Genomic DNA, 25,432 nt, shown 5'->3' on the forward strand with positions numbered 1-25,432 from the left:
TGTTTCGATCCGTAACCCGCTGTTTGGCCGGGTGACCCGCCCGCGGGGTGTGGGTGTGGCGGGGGTGGCCCGGGGGTCGGGCCTCCCGCTCCACTCTCGTCTAGAAGAAGCCGACCGCGTCGGGGGAGTAGCTGACCAGCAGGTTCTTGGTCTGCTGGTAGTGCTCCAGCAGTGCCTTGTGGGTCTCCCGCCCGATGCCGGAGTTCTTGTAGCCGCCGAAGGCCGCGTGGGCCGGGTAGGCGTGGTAGCAGTTCGTCCAGACCCGGCCCGCCTGGATGGCGCGCCCGGCCCGGTGGGCGGTGTTGATGTTGCGGGTCCACACGCCCGCGCCCAGCCCGTACTGGGTGTCGTTGGCGAGCGAGACCCCCTGGTCGAAGCCGTCGAAGCGGGTGACCGAGACCACCGGGCCGAAGATCTCCTCCTGGAAGACCCGCATGCTGTTGACGCCCTCGAAGACCGTCGGCGTCACGTAGTACCCGCCGGCCAGCGCGCCGCCGAGCTCGGCGCGCTCGCCGCCGACCAGGACCTTGGCGCCCTCCGCCTGGCCGATCTCGAAGTAGGAGAGGATCTTCTTCAACTGCTCGGCACTGGCCTGCGCGCCGACCTGGGTCGCGGTGTCGAGCGGGTTGCCCTGGCGCATGGCGCGCACCCGGGCCAGGCCGTCGCCGAGCAGCCGCTCGTAGACCGGGGTCTCGATCAGCGCGCGGCTGGGGCAGGTGCAGACCTCGCCCTGGTTGAGGGCGAACATCGCGAAGCCCTCGACGGCCTTGTCGTAGAACGCGTCGTCGTCGGCGGCGACGTCCGCGAAGAACAGGTTGGGGCTCTTGCCGCCGAGCTCCAGGGTCGCCGGGATCAGGTTGTCCGCGGCGGCGCGGGCGATCAGCCGGCCGGTGCTGGTCTCGCCGGTGAAGGCGAGCTTGCGGACCCGGGGGCTGGCGGCCAGCGGGGCGCCGGCCTCCTCGCCGAAGCCGGTGACGATGTTGAGCACGCCCGGCGGCACCAGGTCGGCGGTCAGCTCGGCGAGCAGCAGCACCGAGGCCGGGGTCTGCTCGGCCGGCTTGAGCACCACGGCGTTGCCGGCCGCGAGCGCCGGGGCGAACTTCCAGACCGCCATCAGGATCGGGAAGTTCCACGGGATGATCTGGCCGACCACGCCGAGCGGCTCGTGGAAGTGGTACGCCACGGTGTCCTCGTCCAGCTGGGAGAGGCTGCCCTCCTGGGCCCGCAGCGCGCCGGCGAAGTAGCGCAGGTGGTCGACGGCGAGCGGGAGGTCGGCGGCCAGCGTCTCGCGGACCGGCTTGCCGTTCTCCCAGCTCTCCGCGACCGCCAGCTGCTCCAGGTTGGCCTCCATCCGGTCGGCCATCCGCAGCAGCACCCGGGCGCGCTCGGCCGGGGAGGTGCGGCCCCAGGCCGGGGTGGCGGCGTGGGCCGCGTCCAGGGCGGCCTCGATGTCCGCCGCGGTGCCGCGGGCGACCTCGGTGAAGACCTCGCCGGTGACCGGGGTCGGGTTGTCGAAGTACTCGCCGCGCGCCGGGGGCGTCCAACCGCCGCCGATCCAGTGGTCGTACCGGGAGCGGTAGGCGACGATGCTGCCGGGCGCACCGGGGGGCTGGTAGACCGTCATGCTCTGTGTCTCCTCGCGACGTCGGGCGCCCCGGCGCCGAGCGGGCCGGGGACGGCACGCCGGACCGCCGCCCGGTCGGGGGCGGTCCGGCGGAGGGTGCGGACACGCAGTCGGGCCGGCGCCCCGCCGGGGCGCCCGCCGACGAGCACGATAACCGCCGGGCGCGCGGCGCGGCTACGGTCCGTACGACCGGCTCGTACGGACGGTGGGGGTTCCGGACGTTCCGGGCCGGGCGCGCGGGGCGCGTCCGACGGCGCGCGGTCCCGGGCGCGCCTCGGACGGGCCCGGGCGGAGCCGGACGGCGTCGGGCCGGGGTGGGTCAGACCGCGTGGTACCGGCCGGTGCGGGCTTCCCAGCTCAGGTAGCCGGCCAGCCAGGTGAGCAGCCCGTCGGCGTACCGCTGGGCGATCGCGCTCTCGATCCGGGACAGGCCCAACTCCCGGTACACGTCCGGCAGTCGGCCGTGCAGCTCGGCGCAGCGCTCGACCATCAGCTGGGCCTCCGCCATCACCGCGGCGCAGGCCTCCTCGGCCGAGCAGTGGCGCTCGCGCTGGACGATCATGACCAGGTTGTTCACGTCGCCGCGCGGGGCCTCCAGCGGGAACGAGCGCACGTCGTTGGAGAGCGACGGTATGTCGGCCGCCAGCTGGCGGAGTTGACGCAGGACCGGGTGGTGCAGCACGGAGGCGGGGACCTCGAACTGGCCGAGTCGTTCGACCATGTCGAAGATGGTCTCCATCGCCGCGGTTCCCCGTCTGAGTTCGAGGTAGCCGTCCCGGTCGGGCGGGCGCGCGGAGATCCGGCCGGCCGCCTCGGCCGGGTGACTGGCGAAGTAGTACTCCCAGTTGTAGGCGGCGCGGGCCTGCCAGCGGGCGGGCATGCCGCGCACGCTGCGGCTCCACAGGTCGGCGAAGGCGGTCTCGACCGGGGAGCGCTGGTCGGGGCGGGCGCCGTGCAGGACGGCGATCAGCCGTTCGCAGATCGGGGCGACCTCGGCCGGCCGGCGGCCGAGCGGGCCGTCGAACTGGTCGTCGAAGAGGAAGTAGAACCCCATCAGGTCGGCCGCCAGGGCGAGTTCCTCCGGTCCGGCGTCCGGGTAGCCGAGCGCGGCGAGGTCGACCACCTCCCAGTGGGCGTAGCCCGGGTGGTCGGCGTCGGGGAGCAGCGGGTGGCGGACCAGCCAGTCGCGGTGCACCGCGGTGGCGTACGGGCCGTGCGGACTGCGGCGGTGCGGGAACGGGATCTGAAGTGAGGTGTCGTCAGACATCGGACTCCCGGTGCAGCGGTGGGTGGGGGCGCTTGTGGTTCGAGCACTGAGTGTGGGGGGAGTTGACGCGGCGGGGCGCGGGGGGTGAGGGTGGTTGCGCAAGATCATCCGCGCCTCGCGGGCCGTAGGGTATCTGATGTAATGATCGGACGTTAGGGATATAGGGCAATTGCCCTTGGCAAGCCGTCCGAACCCTCGCCGTCCGCCCCAGCCTGCGCGAATGCCGCACAGCGAGCCCTACACGGCGCTAACCTCGGCTCCACGAACAGTAGTGACGGGCCGGCTCCCCGCGCGTGGCGGGGCGGAGCCGCGAGCGGGTGAGGCGGAGGCGCGACGGTGACCGATCAGGGCAACGAACTTCGGACGGGAACCGGTTCCGAACGGGACGAGGACGGCCCCGCGCCCCGGGTCAGGCTGCGCGACCGCGACACCGAACTGCGCTCCGTGGAAGCGGCCGTCGACCGGCTCTGCCGGGAGTTCGCCGCCGGCGGCACCGAGATCGGCGAACTCCTCGCCTTCTCCGGCCGCCCCGGCATCGGCAAGACCAGCCTGCTGCACGAGGTCCGACGGATCGCCAGCCTGCGCGAGGGCGCCACCGTGCTCTTCGCCCGCGGCGGCGAACGGCAGTTCAAGGAGCCCTACCACGTGCTCCGCCAGCTCCTCCAGCCCGTCCTGACCCGGCTGGAGGCCGACGAGTTCAGCCAGGTCATGGGCACCTGGGAGGAGGTCGTCGGACCGGCCATGGGCCTCAAGCAGCCCAAGGCCGGCGCCCGCCGCCTCGACCCCCAGGGCGTCCGCGACGGCCTCGACTACGTCCTCACCCAGCTCGCACCGCGCCGCGCACCGATGGTGATGATCGTCGACGACCTGCACTGGGCGGACGCCGAATCCCTCTCCTGGCTCGCCAAGTTCGCCGTCCGCTCCGGCGAACTGCCCGTCCTGCTGGTGTTCGCCTTCCGCGAGGACGAGAACGACTGGTTCGGCGAGACCCACGAACTGCGCCGCGGCGTCCTGGGCCTGGCGAGCCGCAAGCACGAACTCAGCCGGCTCACCCTGAACTCCGTCTCCGACATGATCCGCGCCGAACTCGGCGACCGGGCCGAGGACGCCTTCTGCTACGAGTTCTGGAACGTCGTCAACGGCAACCCCTTCGAGGCCGTCGCCCTGCTCGACCAGGTCCGCGACCAGGAGCTCGAACCCGTCGAGGAGAACTCCCGGCAACTGCGCGAACTCGCCGTCGACGCCACCGGGATGACCCTCAAGAGCTGGCTGGACCGGCTCGGCCCCGCCACCCTGCGCTTCGCCTGGGCCTGCGCCATGCTCGGCACCGACATCCGGATCGACCTGGTCACCCGGATCTCCACCCAGAGCGGCGAGGGCGCCCGCGAGTCCATCAAGCAACTGCGCAAGCAGCGCGTGCTCACCCAGGCCCCCAACGGCAACCTCGAATTCGTCCACCCGCTGATCGCCAGCTCGATCTACAACACCATGCCGGAGGCCACCCGCCTCGGCATGCACGGCATCGCCGCCGTCGAGATCGAGAACGCCGGACTCGGCCTGCTCGCCGCCTCCCGCCACCTGGTCGAGACCCACTCCGGCGAGGGCGACGACCGGATCGTCAAGAAGCTGCGCCGCGCCGCCGTCGAGCACCAGCTGATCGGCGCCCCCGAAGCCGCCCAGCGCTGCCTGCACCGGGCGCTCAACGAGCCGCCCGCCGACGACATCAAGGCCGAGGTGCTGTACGAACTCGGCTGCTCCGCGCTGCTCACCGACCCCGGCGCCACCGTCAACCAGCTCAGGCTCGCCCTCGACCCCGACGAGGGGCCGCTGCGCCCCGAACTGCGGGTGGACGCCACCTTCCGGCTCTCCGAGGTGCTCGCCCACAGCGGTGAGCTGGGCCAGGCCGCCCTGGTCTGCCAGGAGGAGGCGGAGCAGACCACCGACCCGGTCCGGCGCCAGCGGCTCCAGGCGGCCTCGTTCATGTGGCACGCCTTCCGCAAGGCCGAGGAGAACGGGCCCGAACGCTCCCGTCGGCTGGAGCAGCTCTACCTCAACCTGGCCGGCCGGGAGGCCGCCGACCGGGCCGTGCTGGTGATGCGCGCCTGGGACCTCACCCTGCGCGGCGAACCCTCCACCGACGCGCTCGCGCTCGCCGACGAGGTCCTGGACGGCGGCCGGCTGCCCAAGGGCCTCGGCTGGACGGACACCACCTGGGGCTTCGAACTGCCCTCGATGCTCTGCCTCACGTACATCTACAACGACCGGATCGCCCAGGCCGAGCGGCTGGCCGCGGACGCCATCATCCAGTTCGAGCTGGCCGGTTGGAGCGGCGCCCACCGGGGCTTCGCGTACTTCCTGATGGGGCTGGCCCGGTTCCGCCGCGGACTGCTCGCCGAGGCCGAGGACTTCCTGCGCCGGGCCTACCGGATCTCCGAGCGGATCGGTGCCAAGCTGTCGCTGGCCTGGGACGCCGTCGGCGTGCTGGTGGACACCCTGATCGCCCGCGGCCGGGTCGACGAGGCCTGGGAGCTGGCCAACGAGTTCGGCTTCCACCCGCCGTACCACGCGACGGCCATGGTGCTGCCGGACGCGGCCTCGCTGTACGGCAAGCTGCTGGTCGCCAAGAAGCGGCACGCCGGTGCGGCCGCCGCGCTCACCGAGGCCAGGTCGCAGCTGGAGGTGCGCGGCTGGCGCAACACCGTCTGGGCGCCCTGGGCCGGGCACCTGGCCATCGCGATCTCGGCCGACGAGCCGGAGCGTGCCCGCGAGTACGCCCAGAAGGCCGTCGACGACGCCCGCAGGTTCGGCACCGCCTCGGCGATCGGCAGCGCGCTGCGGCTGCAGGCCCGGATCGCGGACGGCCAGCAGGCGGTGGAGCTGCTGGAGCAGGCCGTGGAGCACCTCGGGCAGTCCCCGGCCGGGTACGAGCACGCCGTCGCGCTGGTCGAGCTCGGCGCGGCGCAGCGCCGGGTCGGGCGGCTGGAGGACGCCCAGGAGTACCTGTACCAGGGCATCGAACTGGCCCAGCACTGCTCGGCGGAGCGGCTGGTCGACCGGGCCCGGCGGGAGCTGGCCAACTACGGCCTGCGGCCCAACCGGCTGGGGGTGCACGACTTCCAGGAGACGCTGGAGGCGCTCAGCGGGCCGGAGCGGGACGTCGCCGACCTGGCCGTCAAGGGCGTGCCGCCGCAGCGGATCGCGGAGCGGCTCGGGGTGCACCTGAGCCTGGTCAACCGGCGGCTGGCGGCGGTCTACCGCAAGGCGGGCACCGGGCCGGACGGGCTGGCCTCGGCGCTCGGGCTGCGGCCGGAGCCGGGCCAGGAGCCGGGTCAGGAGCCGGGGGAGTAGCGGGGCGGCTAGCGGGGGGCAGGGGGCGTCCGGGCGGCGCGCGTCCGGCGTACGGTGCCCGGCGGCCGGTGGCGTCCGGGCGGCGCGCGGTGGCGTGGGAGCGCCCCCGCCGGGGCCGCCCTCGCTAGGCTGACGGGCACCACGGGGGGCCGCTGCGACGCCCCCCCGGACGGATCGGGACACCGGGCGGAGGCGGCAGCGCCGTCGCCAGTGAGGAGCAGGCCATGGCGAGCGAGGCCACCAGTGTGCGCCGCGAACCCCTCGACCGCTCGGGCGCGGGCGCGGCGATCCAGCGCTGGACGCTGACCTCCGGCCCGTACGAGGCGAGCGTGCTCAACCTCGGCGCCACCCTGCACACCCTCACCGCCCCGGACCGGGCCGGCCGCCCGGCCCAACTGCTGCTCTCCACCGACGAGCTGGCGCAGATCCTCGGCCCGGCCCGCCACTACGGCACGGTGGTGGGCCGGTACGCCAACCGGATCGACGGCTCCGTCGTCACCGTCGACGGCGAGGACCACCCGCTGGCCCCGACCGGCGGCGGGGTCACCATCCACGGCGGGCCGGACGGCTTCGCCCAGCGGATGTGGGCGGCCGAGCCGGTCGACGGCGGGGTGCGGCTGCGGCTGCACAGCCCGGACGGCGACCAGGGCTTCCCGGGCGCGCTGGACGTGACCGTCACGTACACCCTGACGCACACCCCGGGCGAGGGCGGCGAGCTGGTGATCGACTACCGCGCCGTCACCACCAGGCCGACGGTCGTCAACCTGACCAACCACGCGTACTTCAACCTTGCGGGTGAGGGCGGCGGCGACGTCCTGGGCCACCTGCTCACCCTGGACGCCGACGAGTACACCCCGGCCGACGAGCGGCAGATCCCGTACGGGCGGACCGAGCCGGTGGCCGGGACGCCCTTCGACTTCACTGTGGCCACCCCGATCGGCAAGTCGGTGCACGACGAGCACCCGCAGCTGGCCGGTCCGGGCGGCTACGACCACAACTGGGTGCTGCGCGCCCGACCGGCGGACGGCGGCCCGGCGCGGGCGGCGCTGCTGGAGGACCCGGTCAGCGGCCGCACCCTGGAGGTGCTCACCACCGAGCCGGGCGTCCAGGTCTACACCGCGAACAAGTTCCAGGGCGCGGTCACCGGCGCGCGCGGGGTGCCGTACGGGCCGTTCGCCGGGATCGCGCTGGAGACCCAGCACTTCCCGGACTCCCCGCACCACCCGGCGTTCCCGAGCACCGTGCTGCGGCCGGGGGAGGAGTTCCGCTCGACCACCGTGCTGCGGCTCGGGGTCAACTAGCGGACGGCCCGGGCGGGGCCGGGGTCGGCCGGGGTCGGCCGGGGCCCGTCGAGGTCCCGGCGCATGCAGAGCCGGGGCCAGCGGTCGAGGCCGTGCTCGGCCTCCAGTCGGCGGATCCGGCGCAGGCCCGGGGTGAGCTCGTCCTCGCCGAGCGGGCGGAAGCCGCAGCGGGCGTAGTACGGGGCGTTCCAGGGGACGTCCGCGAAGGTGGTCAGGGTGAGCGCGGGGGCGTCGGTGCCCTCGGCGAGGTGCTCGATCAGGGCCCGTCCGATGCCCCGGCGGGCGTGGCCGGGGTGGACCGAGACCTGTTCGACGTGCAGCGCGCCGTCCACCGGTTCGGCCAGCAGGTAGCCGACGATCGTCCCGTCGGGGGCCTCGGCGGCCAGGGCGGTGCCGTGTTCCAGGTAGGCGGCCAGTTCCTCCGGGGCGGGGGGCTCGTCCGCGGCGATCTCCGGCATCCCGATCTCCGCGAACGGGGCTCCGGCGGCCCGCTCCAGCTCGGTCAGCAGGGGCAGTTCGTCCTTCTCGACGGCTCTGATGCGCATGCGTCCAGTCTGCTGCAAGCGGTTTCCGGCCACGGAGGGTGGCTGCACCGGTCACCCGGGCTGGGACGAAGCGGACGGATGCGGACATCGCGCCGCGCCGTCCACTACCGTGCGGCCACGTCCAGGACACGCGGATGTAACGATCGCGGCTTCTTGCAGAAACTTGCTGCAAGACCTTTCCGTCGATCTTGCCCCGCTGTTAACTTCCTTCCCGAGCCCGACGGCAGCAACGGTGCGGTCGGCACGAGGCAGCCATTATGCGCCTGTCTCCGAACATCTCGGGCACCCCCACCCTCCTAGGAGTTCTCATGCGGCGTGGCATCGCGGCCTCTGCCCTCGTTGTGGCCCTCGCGGTCTCGATGGCTGCCTGTGGCAGCAGTGGCGGCTCCGGCTCCGACGGGAAGGCCGACGGCCCGGTCACCCTCACCTACTGGGACACGTCGAACGCCACCAACGAGGCTCCGAACTACCAGGAACTGGCCAAGAAGTTCGAGGCGGCCAACCCGAACATCAAGGTCAACTTCGTCAACGTGCCGTTCGACCAGGCGCAGAACAAGCTGCAGACCGCCATGGGGGCCAAGGGCGCGCCCGACGTGTTCCGCTCCGAGGTCGGCTGGACCGCCGCCTTCGCCAAGGCCGGCTTCCTGGAGCCGCTGGACGGCACCCCGGCCGCCGCCGACACCTCCGCCTTCCAGCCCAGCCTGATCCAGCAGGCCAGCTACGGGGGCAAGCTGTACGGCGTCCCGCTGGTCACCGACACCCTCGGCCTGCTCTACAACAAGGACCTCTTCGCCAAGGCCGGCATCACCGACGCCCCCAAGACCTGGGACGAGCTCAAGACCGACGCCGCCGCCGTCAAGGACAAGGCGGGCGTCGACGGCTTCTGGATGAAGGCCGCGGACGGCTACTACGCGATGCCGTTCCTGTTCGGCGAGGGCACCGACGCCGTCGACGCCGCCGCCAAGAAGATCACCGTCACCTCGCCCGAGGCCGTCAAGGGCATCGAGACCTACAAGTCGATGTTCACCTCGCCCGGCACCGCCAAGGCCGACGTCACCACCGACGCCTACGCCCACATGATGGACGCCTTCAACAGCGGCAAGGTCGCGGCGATCATCCAGGGCCCCTGGGAGATCACCAACATCTACAAGGGCTCCGCGTTCGCCGACAAGAAGAACCTCGGCATCGCCGCCGTCCCGGCCGGCTCCAGCGGCAAGGCCGGCGCCCCCACCGGCGGCCACAACATCGCCGTCTACGCCGGTGCCGACAAGGCCCACAAGACCGCCGCGGAGAAGTTCGCCGCCTTCATGACCTCGGCCGAGAGCCAGGCCTTCATCGCGCAGAAGAACTCCACCCTGCCGACCCGCGCCGACGCCTACACCGCCGACGTCAAGGCCGACCCGGGCATCGCCGGCTTCCAGGCCATCCTCGGCAGCGCCAAGCCGCGCCCCGAACTGCCCGAGTACAGCTCGCTGTTCGACTCGCTCGGCACCAACCTCGGCAAGGCCGTCCAGGGCACCGGCACCCAGGACGCACTGAACACCGTGGCCACGGACTACGCCAAGCTCCTGCCGGGCTTCGCCAAGTAGTCCCCGCAGCCCGGCCCGCCGACCCCGGCGGGCCGGGCCGTCGGCTCCCCGAGGCCGTCGGTTCCCGCGAACCGCCGGCCTCCCCGAGAACCCCCGAGAAGGTGCAAACGATGTCAGTCGCCGTGCAGGGCGCCACCGGCAAGGGCAGCCGGGAGCGCGATCAGCGTCCGGGTCCGCTGGAGCGCCTCAAGCGCTCCTACGCCAAGCACTGGTACGCCTACGCGATGATCGCACCGGTGGTGCTGGTGCTCGCGGTGCTGGTGTTCTACCCGCTCGTCGAAGGCGTCTGGCTCACCCTCACGGACGCCAACAGCCTCAACGTCGCCCGCAAGATCGGCGTCAACGAGATCCCGGCCAGCTACCAGTACGTCGGCTTCCACAACTACGCCGACATCCTCTGGGGCCCCGGCTCGTACGACCGCTTCTGGTCCCACTTCGTGTGGACCATCGCCTGGACGGCCGTCTGCGTCAGCCTGCACTACACCCTCGGCCTCGGGCTGGCCGTGCTGCTCAACAAGAAGCTGCGCGGACGCGCGGCCTACCGGATGCTGCTGATCCTCCCGTGGGCCGTGCCGACCTTCGTCACCGTCTTCTCCTGGCGGCTGATGCTCTCCGACGGCGGCGTCGTCAACACCGTGCTCTCCACGCTGCACCTGCCCGAGCCCGGCTGGCTCACCGACCCGTGGGCGCAGAAGGCGGCCGCGATCCTGGTCAACACCTGGGCCGGCGTGCCGTTCATGATGATCTCGCTGCTCGGCGGCCTCCAGTCGATCCCGGCCGAGCTGTACGAGGCCGCCGAGATGGACGGCGCCACCCGATGGCAGCAGTTCCGCCACATCACCCTGCCCGGGCTGCGCTCCGTGTCCTCGACCGTCGTGCTGCTCGGCGTGATCTGGACGTTCAACCAGTTCAACGTCATCTTCCTGCTGTTCGGCAACGGCGCCCCGGACGCCCAGCTGCTGGTCACCTGGGCCTACCGCCTGGGCTTCGGCCAGATCCCCCGGGACTACGCCGGGTCCGCCGCGTACGGCGTGATCCTGCTGTCCATCCTGATCGTCTTCACCGCCTTCTACCGGCGCTGGCTCGCCCGCAACGAGCAGGCCAACGGCTAGGGGCTCGTCCCCCCCAGGCCCCGGACCCAGTTGACCCACGAAGGCAGGTAACCCGATGAGCACCACCACCGAACGCCCCGCCCCCGCGGCGGCCGCGGCCCCGGCCGCCCGCCCGGCGAAGTTCCGGCCGCGCGGCGAGAGCAGCCCGCTGTCCAAGGCGCTGTCCCACGGCGTCCTGATCGTCGCCAGCCTGATCGCGCTGTTCCCGATCGCGTGGATCCTCTTCGTCTCGCTCGGGCCGGACAAGAACGACTACCTCCACCCCGGTGACATCTTCGGCAAGATCACGCTGTCGAACTACCAGAAGGTGCTGGGCGACACCGACTTCTTCACCTGGTTCGGCAACTCCCTGCTGGTCGCCGGGGTGACCACGGTGTTCGGCGTGCTGCTCGCCGCCACCGCCGGGTACGCCGTGTCCCGGATGAAGTTCCCCGGGCACAAGCCGCTGATGTGGTCGCTGCTGGTCACCCAGATGTTCCCGATCGCGGTGCTGATCGTGCCGATGTACACCATGCTCTCCGCGCTCGACCTGCTGGACAGCTACGCCGGGCTGATCCTGGTCTACTCCACCACCACCGTGCCGTACTGCGCCTGGCTGATGAAGGGCTACTTCGACACCATCCCGGTGGAGATCGACGAGGCCGGCCGGGTCGACGGGCTCAGTCCGTTCGGCACCTTCTGGCGGCTGGTGCTGCCGCTCGCCCGCCCCGGCCTGGCGGTGGCCGCGTTCTACTCCTTCCTCACCTACTGGGCCGAGGTGCCGTTCGCCTCCACCTTCATGCTCAGCTCGGACAAGTACACGCTGGCCGTCGGCCTGCAGAGCTTCGTCAGCGAGCACGACGCCCAGTGGAACCTGATGGCCGCCACCGCCGTGCTGATCGCGATCCCCTCCGCGGCCTTCTTCTACCTGGTGCAGCGCCACCTGGTCACCGGCCTGACCGCCGGTGCCTCCAAGTCGTAACGCTCCCAGGCCCCTTGCTTCCCAGCGCTCCTCCGATCCCCAAGGGATACCGTCCATGACCCAGAACCTGGCCGACACCTCCCGGCCTGCCGCCGACACCGCTCACGAGGCGGCCGCCCCGGCTCCTGTGCGTGGCGGCGCGTCCAGAGACTGGTGGCGGGACGCGGTCATCTACCAGGTGTACCCGCGCAGCTTCGCCGACTCCAACGGGGACGGCATGGGCGACCTGCCCGGCATCCGCAGCCGCCTGCCGTACCTGCGGGACCTCGGTGTGGACGCCGTCTGGCTCTCCCCCTTCTACGCCTCGCCGCAGGCCGACGCCGGCTACGACGTCGCCGACTACCGCGCCGTGGACCCGATGTTCGGCACCCTGCTGGACGCCGACGCGCTGATCCGGGACGCCCACCTGCTCGGCCTGCGGATCATCGTCGACCTCGTCCCCAACCACTCCTCGGACCAGCACGAGTGGTTCCAGCGCGCCCTGCGCGAGGGCCCCGGCTCCCCGCTGCGCGACCGCTACCACTTCCGCCCCGGCAAGGGGGAGGACGGCGAACTGCCGCCCAACGACTGGGAGTCCATCTTCGGCGGCCCGGCCTGGACCCGCACCGAGGACCCGGACGGCACCCCCGGCGACTGGTACCTGCACCTGTTCGCCCCCGAGCAGCCCGACTTCAACTGGGAGAACCCGGCCGTCGCCGACGAGTTCCGCTCGATCCTGCGGTTCTGGCTGGACATGGGCGTGGACGGCTTCCGGATCGACGTCGCCCACGGCCTGGTCAAGGCCCCCGGCCTGCCCGACCTCGGCGGCTCCGACCAGCTCAAGCTGCTCGGCAACGACGTCATGCCGTTCTTCGACCAGGACGGCGTGCACGAGATCTACCGCAGCTGGCGCCGGATCCTCGACGAGTACCCGGGGCAGCGGATCGGCGTCGCCGAGGCCTGGACCCCGACCGTCCAGCGCACCGCCAACTACGTCCGCCCCGACGAGCTGCACCAGGCCTTCAACTTCCAGTACCTGGGCACCGGCTGGGACGCCACCGCGCTGCGCGAGGTGATCGACCTCTCGCTCGACTCGATGCGCCCGGTCGACGCCCCCACCACCTGGGTGCTGTCCAACCACGACGTCACCCGGCACGCCACCCGGTTCGCCAACGAGCCCGGCCTCGGCACCCAGATCCGCACCCCCGGCGACCGCGCGCTCGGCCTGCGCCGCGCCCGCGCCGCCACCCTGCTGATGCTCGCGCTGCCCGGCTCCGCGTACGTCTACCAGGGCGAGGAGCTCGGCCTGCCGGACGTCACCGACCTGCCCGACGAGGTCCGCCAGGACCCGTCCTTCTTCCGCCAGGCCGGCCAGGACGGCTACCGCGACGGCTGCCGGGTGCCGATCCCGTGGTCCGGCACCGAGGCCCCGTACGGCTTCGGACCGGCCGCCGGCGGGCCGTCCTGGCTGCCGCAGCCCGCCGAGTGGGCCGGGCTCAGCGTCGAGGCGCAGACCGGCGACCCGTCCTCCACGCTGGAGCTCTACCGCAGCGCGCTGGCCGTGCGCAGGGCGCAGCCCGACCTCGGCGCCGGCACCGGGGTCGAGTGGCTGGACGCCCCCGAGGGCACCCTCGCCTTCCGGCGCGGCTCCTTCGTCTGCACGGTGAACACCACCGGCGAGCCGGTGCGGATACCCGCCCCCGGCCGGCTGCTGCTCTCCTCGACCGAACTCGGGGTGGACGGCGGCGAGACCGTGCTCGCACCGGACAGCACCGGCTGGTGGGCGGTCTGACGTGGGTGCAATAGGCTCTGGGCCCGTGACTACGGCGCGACTCTCAGACATCGCGGCGCAGGCGGGGGTCAGCGAAGCCACCGTCTCCCGCGTGCTCAACGGCAAGGCGAACGTCTCCGCGGCCACCAGGCAGACCGTCCTGGCGGCGCTCGACGTGCTCGGCTACGAGCGGCCGACCCGGCTGCGCCAGCGCAGTGCGGGCCTGATCGGGCTGATCACACCGGAGTTGAGCAACCCGATCTTCCCCGCGCTGGCCCAGGTGATCGAGCAGGTGCTGAGCCGGCACGGGTTCACCCCGGTGCTGTGCACCCAGACGCCCGGCGGGTCCACCGAGGACGAACTGGTCGAGATGCTGGTCGACCGGGGGGTGGCGGGCATCGTCTTCGTCTCCGGTCTGCACGCCGACTCCACGGCCGACCACGACCGCTACGCCCGGCTGTCCGGGCGCGGGGTGCCGTTCGTGCTGATCAACGGCTACAGCGAGAAGATCGAGGCGCCGTTCATCTCGCCGGACGACCGCTCCGCGATGTGGATGGCCGTCCAGCACCTGGCCGAGCTCGGGCACGAGCGGATCGGCCTGGCGGTCGGGCAGCGGCGGTACGTGCCGGTGCTGCGCAAGATCGAGGGCTTCACGGCGGCGATGCGCGAGGTGCTCGGGCGCAGCCGGGAGGAGGCCGAGGACCTCGTCCACCACACGCTGTTCAGCGTGGAGGGCGGGCACGCGGCGGCCGGCGCCCTGCTCGACAAGGGCTGCACGGCGATCGTCTGCGGCAGCGACATGATGGCGCTCGGCGCGATCCGGGCGGTCCGCCAGCGCGGGCTGTCGGTGCCGCAGGACGTCTCGGTGGTCGGCTTCGACGACTCGCCGCTGATCGCCTTCACCGAGCCGCCGTTGACCACCATCCGCCAGCCGGTCGAGGCGATGGCGACGGCGGCGGTGGACGCGCTGCTGGAGGAGGTCGGCGGGAACTCCGCCCAGCGCGGGGAGTTCATGTTCCAGCCGGAGCTGGTGATGCGCGGGTCCACCGGGGCCTGCGCGCGCTGAGAACGGGTGGTCCGGGCGGACCGGGCCGACCGACGGGCCCCGGAGGGCGGTTGCTCTCCGGGGCCCGTCGGCGTGCTGTGCCCGGGGGCGGTCGGTCCGGATCTGTCAGATCGGCCGGTCCGGTCGGCCGGCGGTCGGTCGGACCGGCTGGGTGTACGGGCACGCCGGAGCCCCGGGAGGAGCGGAGGCTCCTCCCGGGGCTCCGGCGTCAGCCGTCGGCGGCCGCGCGGTCCCTGGTCGCTCAGACCCGGCCGGCGAAGTCCGGGGCCCAGTTGGCGACGGTCTGGAGACGGACGCCCGAGCTCGGGTTGGCGGCCTCGACGTACTGGCCGTTGCCGATGTAGATGGCGACGTGGTAGACGCCCGAGTCCTGGCCGTTGTTGGACCAGAACAGCAGGTCGCCCGGCTGCAGGCTGTCCAGCGAGACGTGGGTGCTGGCGGCGGCCTGGTCGGCGGCGACGCGCGGGATGTTGATGCCCGCGGCGCGCAGCGCGGCCTGGGTCAGGCCGGAGCAGTCCCAGCCGCCGTTGCCGGTGCCGCCGTAGACGTACGCCTGGCCGACCTTCGACTGGGCGAAGGAGACCGCGGCGGCCATGCTGCCGGAGGCGGCCGGGGCCGGGGCCGGGGTCTGCGCCTGGGCGGCGGGCTTCGACGCGGGCTTGGTGGCGGACGGCTTCCTCTGGGCGGTCGGCTTGGCGTTCACGGCACCGCCGTTCGAGGCCTGGCCGGCCTTCTTCGAGCGGTCGAACCAGGTGAAGTCCGAGCCGGACTTGGCGGCGGAGCCGTCGGCCTGGGCCGAGGTGCCGTCACCGAAGGTCAGCTGCTGGCCCGGGTAGATGGTGTCCGGGCCCTCGGTCAGGGTGCTGCGGTTGAGGTCGTACAGCCGCTGCCAGCCGCCCTGGACGTTGTGCTTGTCGGCGATCGAGGACAGCCAGTCGCCGTCGACGACGGTGTAGCCGCCGGCCTGGGCCTGCGCCTGGCGCTTCTGGGCCCAGGTGCTGTCGGCGGACGGGGCGGAGGCGGCCGCGGCGTCGTCGGAGGCCTGGGCCTGGTCCTGCGCGGGGGCGGCGGGCTTCGCGGCCGGCTTGCTCGGGGCGGCCGGCTTGGCGGCGGGCTTGGCCGCGGGCTTGGCCGCGGTGGAGCCGGCCGAGGTGTCGACGGTGGGCGCGGCGCCGCCCTTGGTCAGACCGGCCTGGACGGAGCAGACCGGCCAGGCGCCGGGGCCCTGCGAGGCGAGGACCTTCTCGGCGACGGAGATCTGCTGGTCCTTGGTGGCCTGGTCGGCCTGCGGCGCGTAGCTGGTGCCGCCGAAGGCGGCCCAGGTGCTGGAGGTGAACTGGAGGCCGCCGTAGAAGCCGTTGCCGGTGTTGATGCTCCAGTTGCCGCTGCTCTCGCACTGGGCGACCTTGTCCCAGGTGGCGACGGAGGCGGCGTTCGCGGTGCCGGTGGTGAGGCAGGGGACGGTGAGGCCGACGCCGGCGACGCCGAGGGCGGCGATCACGCGACGGGTGCGGCTGGACAGGCGGTTGCCGTTGGAAGGCAGCATGAAGACGCGGTCCTCTCCCACGCCTGCGAGGTGAGCTGTCGGATTCGGGCTGGAGTTGCCCGGCCGCGCTGTGGGCGCGGCTTCACCCCTAGCCCTGGACCGTTCCGGAAAACGGTCCGGGGCGACTTACCTGTGGTTCCCCCGCTCCTGCCGTGATGCGATTTCGCGCTGCCAGGACATCCGACGGCAGGACTCGGCGTCGCGGATGAACTGGGTCCGTGTGGTCACGAACGGGGAGCACGTTAAGCAGACTTAAGTTAAAACTGCAAATACCTGTGATGCGCATCACGGTTTAGTGGAAAACGTCAAATGGGCCGTAATTCATGATCGTAAATGATCGTTTTCCGGCAATATCGCAGCGGATTCTCATAACTGGCTCCGCCTCAGAAAAGAGGTGACGGAGCGTTGGGGCACAAGGGGCGCGCGCCCGAGGCGCGGGGGAGCGGTAGTGAATCGCGCGCTGGGGAACGCGCCCGTCATTCGCCGAGTGTCCATTGACAAATGAGCTGGAAACGGACATTGCGCCGCATTGCCCGCTTAGCGCACCAGCGGGGTGAATCGGAACACGGCGAAAGGGCCCGGAACGAGGTCGTTCCGGGCCCTTTCGGCAGTGCGGGTCCGCCGGCGGTGGCCGACGGGCGTTCAGTGGGTCGTGCTAGCCCTCCACGGGCCCTTCGGCGGCCGCGTGGGCGCGTCGGGAGCCCTCCCCGGCCCCGACGGTGGCCGCGGCCTCCGCCTCCGCCTCGGCGAGCTCCTCCGCCGTCGGCACCGGCAGGGCGGCCAGGTAGGTGGAGGCGATCAGCTGGCCGACCGTTGGGTAGGCGCCCAGCGGCGCGGCCGACGGGCAGCCGGTCTCCTCGGCGGCCGTGGCGAGCAGCTCCGGGTCCGCCTCCGGGCCGATGACGAGCGGGGCCAGGGCCGGGCGCTCGGAGCCGGTCTCCCGGAGGTGGCCGACGGCGGCGGCGACCGAGCCGGGCACGTCGAGCGCGGCGGCGACGACCGGCACGGCCAGTCGGGCGGCCAGCAGCACGCCGGTGATCCCGGCCGCGGCGGCCGCGTCCTCGCCGCCGACGGTGGTCAGGACCACGCCGTCCGCGGCGGTCGCGATGGCGAACAGCCGGGCCCGGTCGGCCCGCGCCAGCCCGGCCTCGGACAGCCGGACGTGGACGGCCTCGGCCAGCAGCGGGTGCGGGCCCAGCGCGTCGGTGACGGTCGCGCCGTACTGGGCGGCGAGGGCGTGAAGCCCGGTCAGGAAGTCGTGCGGGCCCGGGACCAGCGGCACCACCACGGGCGTCGGCAGTCCGGCCTCGGCGGCCGCCTCCAGCAGCTCCGCGACGGTGCGCTCCTGCGGGTCCGCGGCCGCGGCGTCGGCGGCCGGGAGGTAGCCGACCGCGGCCTGGACGCCGGTGTGCTCACTGCGGACGATCGAGAGGAGTTCCTCGACGACCGAACGGGACTCGGGCCCCGCGGTCGCGGGTACGGCGAGCACCAGGGCCGGCGAGCCGGTGCGGATCTCGGGGCGCTCGGGGCGGCGGTGGCGCCCCCGCGCACGGGAACCTGGAGTGCGGACGGGCAGTGGCGCGCCCGGGATGGCTGCGGTGCTCATGCCGGAGATCGTAGGACATCTGCCCGTCAGGCCTGCAGTCGGCTGCCGTACGGGCTTCGGGCGGTCGCGGTGCGGAGGTCGTGCCCCGGCCGCTCCGGTCCGGGGCGATTGCCCACAATCCGGACATTCATCGCCCAAGCCCCGTACGGAGCCCTTCAGTTGCCCTGACGTGTCCCGCGGGGTGGCGCGTTGCACCGGGGTCGCGTGAGATGTCTCACAGCCGCCGGGCGGCCTGACGGAGGGTCACGGGAGGGCGACTCCCGGCATTCGAAGATCAACATTCAGCGGGGAACCGCTCACGGCCGGTTATGGACGAACCGTCGATTCAGTCGCCTATGTCCGTTTACGTACCGTCAGGAGAAGGGTCCGTGAAGAGTTCGCGGCGACCGTCGAAAAGCCTCGTGCACCTGCAATGTCCCGTGCTGATGCACGTGCACTGCGGCTATCATCACGTCAAGTGAGGCGTTGTGCCGGGCCGGTACGGGGCCGGTCCGTTCGTTCGGCGGGTGCCGGGGCGCCGCGCTGGACGACAACTCCGGAGCTCTTCGGGAGACTTCTATGCACGACTCGCAGGACACGCACGGTTCCGACCACGCCCACAACGGGATGGCCGCCGCCGACCTCACGGGGGTGGTCTGGCAGAAGAGCCGGCACAGCAACTCCCAGGGAAACTGCGTCGAGTTCGCGGCCCTGCCGGGCGGCGACGTGGCGATGCGCAACTCCCGCTTCCCGGACGGCCCGGCGCTCATCTACACCCGGGCCGAGATCGCGGCCCTGCTGCTGGGTGCCAAGGACGGGGAGTTCGACCACCTCGCGGTCTGACCGGCCGCTGCTCCACCATCGGGGGGCCGTCGTGGGTGCTGACACCACGACGGCCTTTGTCTTTGTCCGGGCCCGGAGCCGGAGTGCCCGGAGTGGGAGTGCCCGGAGCGGGAGTGTCCGGTGTGGGAGCGCCCGGAGTGGGAGCGGGCAGCCGCCTTCGGCGCACTGATCACGTCCCGGCCCGGCGCGCGGGCGGGCCGGAGGTCCCGGGGTGTGGTCCTCCCGGGTCGTTCCTCGGCCGGCCTGGGCCACGGGGCGGGCCCTAGGCCGAGCGCCGGTGCCGTCCACCGATCTCGACCCGGCCGGCCGGCGCGGTGCCGTCGAGCAGGGTGGCGTCCAGTCCGTTGCCGCAGCCGGTCTCCGCCTCGAACACGGCCCAGACCACCTTGCCGCTGCCCAACGGGTGCCAGCCCCAGGAGCGGCTGAACGACTCCACCAGGTGCAGTCCGCGGCCCGATTCGGCGACGAAGTCCGCCTCCCGGGCCACCGGGCCGGCACTGCTCGGGTCGCTCACCGCGCAGACCACCTGGGGGGCGCGGTGCACCAGGCTTATTCGGATCGGCAGCCGCCCTTCCGGGGTCGGCTGTATGGGAAAGTCGTACTCGCCCAGGGCGTCGCCCGAGGGGTCGGGCCGTGCGCCGATCGCATGCCGGAGCGCGTTGGTCACGAGTTCCGAGGCCACCAGGGCGACGTCGTCGAACAGCTCCATCAGGCCCCAGCGCTGGAGCGAGGCCCGGGCGAAGTCGCGTGCGGTTCTCACGGCTTCGAAGCGAGGAGCGAGCGTACAGGTGACCACATGGGGGTCAACTGCCAAAGCCGTACCGGTGCTCATGAAGAGCTCCTCCCATAAGGGGGCGGACACGGCTGGACCCGCCGGGGTCATGCCGGTCACCTCCGACTCGCTCGGCCGCTCGGCCGCCCCCTCGACCAGGCGCGCGCGCACTCGAACGCCCGATGGCGCGGGGGACGCCGTCGGGCCGGTGCACGGAGTCGCGCGTGGGGTCGACGCGGAGCCCGCGGGATTGCCAGGGATGTGCAGGTGCACGTGCACCATGGTGGTGTGCGCTCACTGCAGATGCAAGAGTCGATTCACGTGCAGTCGCACTATTGGCATATGCAAGCGCCGGATGCACGTGCATCCTGGTGTGCGGAGTGCGGAACTGATAGGAACATCCGTCAGTATCGGCACCGTGAGCGCTCAACTGATGGCAGACTGTGCGCTGTTTGCCCTAGGTGGAGGTTTCGACCGCATGACCACAGTTCAGCCGGGCGGCGGCTCGATGGTCCGCCGGATCCTCCTCGGCTCGCAGTTGCGGCGCCTGCGAGAGGCGCGCGGCATCACCCGAGAGGACGCGGGCTACGCGATCCGCGCGTCCGAATCCAAGATCAGTCGCATGGAGCTCGGCCGGGTCAGCTTCAAGGAGCGCGACGTCGCCGACCTGCTGAGTCTCTACGGCGTCGACGACGGCCTGGAGCGGGAGGCCCTGCTCGGCCTGGTCCGCGAGGCCAACAAGTCCGGCTGGTGGCACAGCTTCAACGACGTGCTGCCGGGCTGGTTCCAGACCTACGTCGGCCTGGAGGAGGCCGCCCAGCTGATCCGCACCTACGAGGTGCAGTTCATCCCCGGACTGTTGCAGTCCGAGGAGTACGCACGGGCGGTTTTCGGCCAGAGTCGGCCGGTCATCAGCGAGGAGGAGGTCGAGCGCCGGGTCAGTCTCCGGCTGCGCCGCCAGAAGCTGCTGACCGAGGGCGCCAGTCCGCGTCTGTGGGCGGTCATCGACGAGGCGGCGCTGCGCCGGCCGGTCGGCGGGCCCAAGGTGATGCGCGGCCAGGTCCAGTACCTGATCGACGTCGCCGAGCAGGCCAACGTGGTCATCCAGGTCATGCCGTTCCGCTTCGGCGCGCACGCGGGCGAGTCCGGGGCGTTCACGATCCTGCGCTTCCCGGAGCAGGACCTCGCGGACGTGGTCTACCTGGAGCAGCTCACCAGCGCGCTCTACCTGGACAAGCGGGACGACGTCGACGCGTACGTCCAGGTCATGGAGCGGCTCTGCGTGGACAGCCTCACGCCGGAGCGCACCATAGACCTGCTCTCCTCGATCCTCAAGGAACGCTGAGCAACTCCTGGGCGGGGGACGGGAGATCCTCCCGCTCCCGCCCGGGAGGCGGCTCGTCCGCACGGCAGCCCGAGTCGGCCGCAGGCCCCGTCAACCGCGGGCCCGCGGCCGTTCGCGTTCCGGCGGCAGCGGCTGCGGCGGGCGGCCCAGTTCCCAGGGCAGGTCGTAGCGGCGGAACAGGTCGGCCCGGATCGGCGCCAGCGGGATCTCCGCGCCCGGCAGCAGCACCCCGATGCAGCCGCCCATCAGCGCACTGCGCAGCACCGCGTGTTCGGCGACCGGGTCCGGTGCGCCCCAGTCGACGAGCAGGCCCTGGAGGATCGCGCCGAGCTGCTGCTGCTCCGGATCCTGGACGAAGGCGCCGGTGTCCGGATCGAGGATGAGCGCCAGGTGCGAGCGCATCACCCGGGGGTGGTCCAGGGCCAGGGTGAGGACGGCGTCTATCGCGCGGGCCAGCCGTCCGGCGGGGGTGGCGTCCGGCGCCAGCTCGGCCAGGGCGCCGGAGAGCGACTGGTGCATCAGCCGGTGCGTCGCGGCCTGCATCAGCAGTCGTTTGCCGTCGAAGTAGTACGAGAGCAGACCGCGGGCGAGGCCGGCCCGTTCGGCGATGTCGGTCAGCGTGGTGCCCGCGTAACCGTGCTGGTCAACCAGTTCGACGGTGGCGCGCATGATGCGTCGGCGGGAGCGTTGCCGCATCTCCTCGTTGACCGAATCCCCGCGAGGTGCCATCGTGTCTGCTCCGAACGTTCGTTGACTCCGGGCCAATATACTTGCGGAGCCGCAGTCGCGCCGTGGAACCGTGCGTCCTCACGCGGGCGCCGCCCGGGCGGCCGGTACAGAGACGGCCGGCTCCACCAACACGGGGGTTTGGTGGAGCCGGCACCAGTGCCCGACGGCCGGGAGGCCGTTCGGGGCGGAGCCAGTGGGTCAGCGCTCGGTCAGGACTTCGGTCCGGGCCACGGACGGCGCGGCGGACGGGTAATCATAATCCGGCACCGGAGCGGGAGTTGCCCGGCGGCGTCGGTCCACCAGGGCGCCGGTCGCGGCGACGACCAGACCGATCAGCGCGACCGCGGTGACCAGGACCAGCGCCGGCCGGTAGCCGTCCAGCTGGGCCTGCGGGCTGTCGCCGCCCGCGCTCCCGGCCGTGAGCATCGCGGTCACCCCGGCCAGCACCACCGCGGTGCCGACCTGGATCGCGGTGTTCACCAGCCCCGAGGCCAGCCCCTGCTCCTCGTCCGCCACCCCGTCGGTGGCGGCGATGTTCACCGAGGGGAAGGCCAGCGCGAAGCCCACGCCGAGCAGCAGCATCGAGGGCAGCACCAGGACCGGGTACGAGCTGTGCTCGTCCAGGCGCAGGAACAGGGCGAAGGCTCCGGTCAGGGCCAGCAGGCCGATCGGCAGCAGCCGGCCGGTGCCGAAGCGGTCCACGATCGGGCCCATGAACGGGGCCGAGAGCGCGATGAAGGCGCCGGCCGGCAGCAGGCCCAGGGCCATCTCCAGGGCCGACCAGCCGAGCAGGTGCTGGAGGTAGAGCGTGACGACGAACTGGAAGCCGCCGTACGCCCCGGCCATCGCGAAGGCGACGATGTTGGCCCGGGCCACCGAGCCGTTGCGGAAGATGCCGAGCCGGACCAGCGGGTGGGCGGCGCGGCTCTCGGCGAGCAGGAAGGCGGCGGCCAGCGCGGCCACCACGACCAGCGAGCCGAGGGTGCGCAGGCTCAGCCAGCCGGCGCCCTGGGCCTCGGTCACGGTGAAGACCAGCAGGAGTACGGTCGCGGTTCCGGTGATCGCGCCCAGCACGTCGTAGCCGCCCTTGGCGGGCTCCTCGACCGGGCGGGGGAGCAGCCGGACGGCGAACACCAGGGCGAGCAGGGCGACCGGGACGGGCATCAGGAAGGTCCAGCGCCAGCCGACCGAGGTGAGCAGTCCGCTCAGCACCAGGCCGAGCGAGAAGCCGCTGGCGCCGCAGGTGGTGTAGATCGACAGCGCCCGGTTGCGGGCCGGGCCCTCCGCGAAGGTCGTGGTGATGATCGAGAGGCCGGCGGGGGCGGTGAAGGCGGCGCTGACGCCCTTGAGGAAGCGGGCCGCGATCAGCAGGCCGCCGTCGTCGACCAGCCCGCCGACCAGTGAGGCGGCGGCGAAGACGCCGAGGGCGACCAGGAAGACCCGGCGGCGGCCGAGCAGGTCGGCGGCGCGGCCGCCGAGCAGCAGCAGGCCGCCGTAGCCGAGCACGTAGCCGGAGACCACCCACTGCAGGGTGGAGGTGGAGAGGTGCAGTTCGGAGCCGATGGAGGGGAGGGCGACGCCCACCATCGAGACGTCCAGGGCGTCCAGGAACATGGCGGCGCAGAGCACGAGCAGGGTGCCCCAGAGGCGGGGTGTCCAGTTCAACCCGCTGGTTGACGGAGCGTCGGGAGACGTGGCGGTCGCGGTGGTCATGGGGAGGACAGTACATGCACGTGCATTCAATGCAAATGAATTAGATGTGAACGCATAAATTTACGATGCACGTGCTAACCTGGCGGGGTGGCTGAACTCGACCCCCTCGAAGCCTCGGCGGAGGCCGGTCTGATCGCGGAATGGCGCGAGCTGCTGGCCCGGCACGCCTCGACCGTCTGCGCGCTCGACCGTGAGCTCGGCGAGAAGTACGGGCTGGGCATGAGCGAGTTCGAGGTGCTGGAACGCCTGGTGGAGGGCTTGGTGGCCGACGGCCGACAGGCCCTGCGGTCCAGCGAGCTGGGGCCGACCGTCCACCTGAGCCAGAGCGCGCTCTCCCGGCTGATCGCCCGCCTGGAGAAGAGCGGGCTGGTGACCCGGGCGATGTGCGAGAGCGACCGGCGGGGCATCATGATCGCCCTCACTCCGGCCGGGCGGGAGCGCTACGACCAGGCCCGGCCGCTCCACCGGGAGGTGCTCGGACAGACCCTCGGCGGCCGGTTCGCCCCGCTCTGTGGGGAGTCCCGGAACCAGGACTGACGCCACCTCAACTGTGCTGTGCGGTGCTTGTGTTCCATGCCCTGTCGGTTGTCGTCGGCGGTCTCAGAGCAGTGAGTGCAGCCCCGGCGCGGCGGCCAGCAGGACGACCGCGGCGGGCGCGGCCAGTGCGACGGCGGTCAGCCGCAGCCGGTGCGGGACGGAGAGCCGGGGGCGGCCCGCGAGCAGTCGGTCCACCCGCTTCGGGGACTGCGCCAGACCGGGCGGGCAGGAACCGAACACCCCGCGGTCCAGGTTGAGTTCGGCGAGCGCGAGGGCGGTGGTGTGCCGCCCGTGCCGGCGGGCGGCCCGGTCGTCGGCCGCCAGCTCGACCAGCTCCGCCACCTGGTCCCGGAAGGCCCGGAACACCCGGACGCCGGGGAAGCCGGAGGCGAGCGCCTGGGCGAACTGCTGCAGCCAGTGGTGCCGGGCGCGGACGTGGCCGCGCTCGTGGCTCAGCACGGCCGCCAACTCCCGGTCGGTGAGCTGCTGGAGGGCGCCGGTGGTGACCACCAGGCGGGAGTTCGGGCCGGGCAGCGACCAGGCCTCGGGGCGGACGTTCTCCAGCACCACCAGCCGCTCCCGGCGGCTCCGGGCGGCTTCGATCGCCTCGGGCAACTCCGGCGCTCTGGTCGCCAGTTGGGCGTGCCGACGGGAGCGCAGGGCCTTGGCCGTACGGACCTCGCGGGTGAGCGCCAGCACCGTCTGCAGCGCCCCCGCGGCCAGCACCGCGGCGCACAGCCGGCCCCAGCCCTCGGCGTCCTGGAGGCCGTAGGCGGCCTCCACGCCGTACGGGGCGCCGGAGAACACCCAGGCGCGCAGCGCGGGCTCGGCGGCGGAGGCGGCGAGGACCAGGCCCAGGGCGCAGCACAGCAGGACGGCCACCACGACGCACTGCCACACCAGCAGGGCCAGCACCGGTTCGCGCTCCACCCAGCGGGCCCGGGCCAGCAGCCGGGGCACCACGGTGGCGAGCAGCAGGCCGAGCAGCAGCAGGCCGGTCAGGGCAGTCATCGCATGGGCTCCCCGAGTACGCACGGAGCGCGACAGCGCGCTCCCTGCCAACCTATGCGCTGGCAACGCCCGGTGGAACGGCTTTCGGCGGGCCAGTGACCAACGCCACGCGCCGGTCCCGGGTCGGGCCGCGCTGGGTCGGGCGAGCCGGGAGCGTCACATGGTCAGGAGCATGGCGAACATGCCGATCCCCATGGCCAGTCGGCAGGCCTGCGGCAGGCCGGTGGTACCGACGACGAGGGTCCCGGCCGGGGTGCGCAGCAGCCGGGCGCCGGTCCAGAGCGCGTAGCCGCCGAAGTAGAGCAGCAGGGCGCCGGTCAGCAGGGGCGCTCCGGCGGCGGCGGGGTGGTGGTGGCCGGCGGGGGAGACGGTCATCGCCAGGGCCAGGTACGTCATGGCGAGAGCGCCGACCGCGTGGTGCAGCCGGTGGCCGCGGCCGCGGGGCGTCTGCAGGGCGGCGAGCAGGAAGACGGCCGCCGGGAGCCCGAACAGCACGGCCCAGACGGCGGCCGGGACGGTGGCGCCGGTGACGGCCATCGCCGCCATGCCGAGCCCCATCAGGGCCTCGGCGGCGTCGGACTCCCGGGCGAGCGGCGGGTGGGCGCGGTGCGCGCCGTGGGGCGCGGCGGCACAGGAGGGGTGCCGAAGGCGGGGCAGGCAGGTGGCGCCGGCGGTCGCGGTGAGGAGGGCGAGGAGCCAGTTGACCAGGGTGGGTCCGTGCAACGGCGGCCTCCCGGGGCGCGGACGATCGTCCCGTCCACGATCACCGCTCCGCCCCCGGCGGGGCC

Annotated in this window: 20 protein-coding genes and 1 riboswitch; of the genes, 10 read left to right on the forward strand and 10 right to left on the reverse strand. The window is 72.6% G+C overall.

Annotated features, from left to right (window positions below; genetic code table 11):
• Positions 1 to 100 precede the first annotated feature (100 nt).
• Entirely contained in the window at positions 101 to 1,624 is a 1,524-nt protein-coding gene (locus tag ACFXPX_RS30855; protein WP_380644157.1) for an aldehyde dehydrogenase family protein, read from the reverse strand.
• 319 nt (positions 1,625 to 1,943) lie between these two features.
• A complete protein-coding gene (locus ACFXPX_RS30860) occupies positions 1,944 to 2,891 on the reverse strand; it encodes a terpene cyclase (protein ID WP_375895905.1) in 948 nt (315 codons plus the stop codon).
• A 336-nt stretch (positions 2,892 to 3,227) separates the two neighbouring features.
• On the opposite strand from ACFXPX_RS30860, the gene ACFXPX_RS30865 reads away from it, so the two are divergent.
• The gene (locus ACFXPX_RS30865; protein ID WP_380644158.1) at positions 3,228 to 6,239 is read left to right on the forward strand and encodes an ATP-binding protein; all 3,012 of its coding nucleotides are present in this window, start codon (positions 3,228 to 3,230) and stop codon (positions 6,237 to 6,239) included.
• A gap of 224 nt (positions 6,240 to 6,463) precedes the next feature.
• Complete coding sequence (locus tag ACFXPX_RS30870) at positions 6,464 to 7,540, forward strand: aldose epimerase family protein (RefSeq protein WP_380589622.1); 1,077 nt, start codon at positions 6,464 to 6,466, stop codon at positions 7,538 to 7,540.
• On the opposite strand, the gene ACFXPX_RS30875 is transcribed toward ACFXPX_RS30870, so the two are convergent.
• Positions 7,537 to 8,085 (reverse strand): GNAT family N-acetyltransferase, encoded by a 549-nt coding sequence (locus ACFXPX_RS30875; protein ID WP_380644159.1) that lies wholly within the window; start codon positions 8,083 to 8,085, stop codon positions 7,537 to 7,539. The two genes, ACFXPX_RS30870 and ACFXPX_RS30875, sit on opposite strands and share 4 nt — an antisense overlap.
• Before the next feature lie 308 nt (positions 8,086 to 8,393).
• Between ACFXPX_RS30875 and ACFXPX_RS30880 the strand changes: the two genes are divergently transcribed.
• The 5 genes from ACFXPX_RS30880 (at position 8,394) to ACFXPX_RS30900 (ending at position 14,563) form a co-directional block, all read left to right on the forward strand.
• The gene (locus tag ACFXPX_RS30880) at positions 8,394 to 9,674 is read left to right on the forward strand and encodes an extracellular solute-binding protein (RefSeq protein WP_380644160.1); all 1,281 of its coding nucleotides are present in this window, start codon (positions 8,394 to 8,396) and stop codon (positions 9,672 to 9,674) included.
• Positions 9,675 to 9,784: 110 nt separating this feature from the next.
• Positions 9,785 to 10,786 (forward strand): carbohydrate ABC transporter permease, encoded by a 1,002-nt coding sequence (locus ACFXPX_RS30885; RefSeq protein ID WP_375895918.1) that lies wholly within the window; start codon positions 9,785 to 9,787, stop codon positions 10,784 to 10,786.
• Between the two features lie 55 nt (positions 10,787 to 10,841).
• Positions 10,842 to 11,747: a sugar ABC transporter permease gene (locus tag ACFXPX_RS30890; RefSeq protein ID WP_380644161.1), complete on the forward strand. Its 906-nt coding sequence runs from the start codon at positions 10,842 to 10,844 to the stop codon at positions 11,745 to 11,747.
• Positions 11,748 to 11,802: 55 nt separating this feature from the next.
• The gene (locus tag ACFXPX_RS30895; RefSeq protein WP_380644162.1) at positions 11,803 to 13,518 is read left to right on the forward strand and encodes a glycoside hydrolase family 13 protein; all 1,716 of its coding nucleotides are present in this window, start codon (positions 11,803 to 11,805) and stop codon (positions 13,516 to 13,518) included.
• A gap of 25 nt (positions 13,519 to 13,543) precedes the next feature.
• Positions 13,544 to 14,563 (forward strand): LacI family DNA-binding transcriptional regulator, encoded by a 1,020-nt coding sequence (locus ACFXPX_RS30900; RefSeq protein WP_375895926.1) that lies wholly within the window; start codon positions 13,544 to 13,546, stop codon positions 14,561 to 14,563.
• Positions 14,564 to 14,804: 241 nt separating this feature from the next.
• Here the strand turns inward: ACFXPX_RS30900 and ACFXPX_RS30905 are convergent, their stop codons facing one another.
• Positions 14,805 to 16,109: a transglycosylase family protein gene (locus tag ACFXPX_RS30905; RefSeq protein ID WP_380644163.1), complete on the reverse strand. Its 1,305-nt coding sequence runs from the start codon at positions 16,107 to 16,109 to the stop codon at positions 14,805 to 14,807.
• A 7-nt stretch (positions 16,110 to 16,116) separates the two neighbouring features.
• Positions 16,117 to 16,287: riboswitch (cyclic di-AMP (ydaO/yuaA leader) on the reverse strand.
• Between the two features lie 477 nt (positions 16,288 to 16,764).
• Complete coding sequence (locus ACFXPX_RS30910) at positions 16,765 to 17,715, reverse strand: hypothetical protein (RefSeq protein WP_380400405.1); 951 nt, start codon at positions 17,713 to 17,715, stop codon at positions 16,765 to 16,767.
• A gap of 558 nt (positions 17,716 to 18,273) precedes the next feature.
• On the opposite strand from ACFXPX_RS30910, the gene ACFXPX_RS30915 reads away from it, so the two are divergent.
• Positions 18,274 to 18,537, forward strand: coding sequence for a DUF397 domain-containing protein (locus ACFXPX_RS30915; protein WP_375895934.1), 264 nt, complete (start codon positions 18,274 to 18,276; stop codon positions 18,535 to 18,537).
• Between the two features lie 262 nt (positions 18,538 to 18,799).
• Here the strand turns inward: ACFXPX_RS30915 and ACFXPX_RS30920 are convergent, their stop codons facing one another.
• Positions 18,800 to 19,369, reverse strand: a complete 570-nt coding sequence (locus tag ACFXPX_RS30920) for an ATP-binding protein (protein WP_380644164.1) — start codon at positions 19,367 to 19,369, stop codon at positions 18,800 to 18,802.
• 418 nt (positions 19,370 to 19,787) lie between these two features.
• Between ACFXPX_RS30920 and ACFXPX_RS30925 the strand changes: the two genes are divergently transcribed.
• Positions 19,788 to 20,654, forward strand: coding sequence for a helix-turn-helix transcriptional regulator (locus ACFXPX_RS30925; protein WP_360238721.1), 867 nt, complete (start codon positions 19,788 to 19,790; stop codon positions 20,652 to 20,654).
• A 90-nt stretch (positions 20,655 to 20,744) separates the two neighbouring features.
• On the opposite strand, the gene ACFXPX_RS30930 is transcribed toward ACFXPX_RS30925, so the two are convergent.
• A complete protein-coding gene (locus ACFXPX_RS30930; protein ID WP_380644165.1) occupies positions 20,745 to 21,383 on the reverse strand; it encodes a TetR/AcrR family transcriptional regulator in 639 nt (212 codons plus the stop codon).
• A 198-nt stretch (positions 21,384 to 21,581) separates the two neighbouring features.
• The gene (locus ACFXPX_RS30935) at positions 21,582 to 23,096 is read right to left on the reverse strand and encodes an MFS transporter (protein ID WP_375895942.1); all 1,515 of its coding nucleotides are present in this window, start codon (positions 23,094 to 23,096) and stop codon (positions 21,582 to 21,584) included.
• A gap of 87 nt (positions 23,097 to 23,183) precedes the next feature.
• Between ACFXPX_RS30935 and ACFXPX_RS30940 the strand changes: the two genes are divergently transcribed.
• Positions 23,184 to 23,633, forward strand: a complete 450-nt coding sequence (locus tag ACFXPX_RS30940) for a MarR family winged helix-turn-helix transcriptional regulator (RefSeq protein WP_380522642.1) — start codon at positions 23,184 to 23,186, stop codon at positions 23,631 to 23,633.
• Between the two features lie 63 nt (positions 23,634 to 23,696).
• Here ACFXPX_RS30940 and ACFXPX_RS30945 read toward each other — a convergent pair whose 3' ends face one another.
• A complete protein-coding gene (locus ACFXPX_RS30945; protein WP_375895948.1) occupies positions 23,697 to 24,644 on the reverse strand; it encodes a M56 family metallopeptidase in 948 nt (315 codons plus the stop codon).
• A gap of 156 nt (positions 24,645 to 24,800) precedes the next feature.
• Complete coding sequence (locus tag ACFXPX_RS30950; RefSeq protein WP_380644166.1) at positions 24,801 to 25,367, reverse strand: DUF5134 domain-containing protein; 567 nt, start codon at positions 25,365 to 25,367, stop codon at positions 24,801 to 24,803.
• Positions 25,368 to 25,432 lie beyond the last annotated feature (65 nt).

The sequence above is a fragment of the Kitasatospora sp. NPDC059146 genome (assembly GCF_042786665.1).
In the GTDB taxonomy this organism is placed as follows: Bacteria; Actinomycetota; Actinomycetes; order Streptomycetales; family Streptomycetaceae; genus Kitasatospora.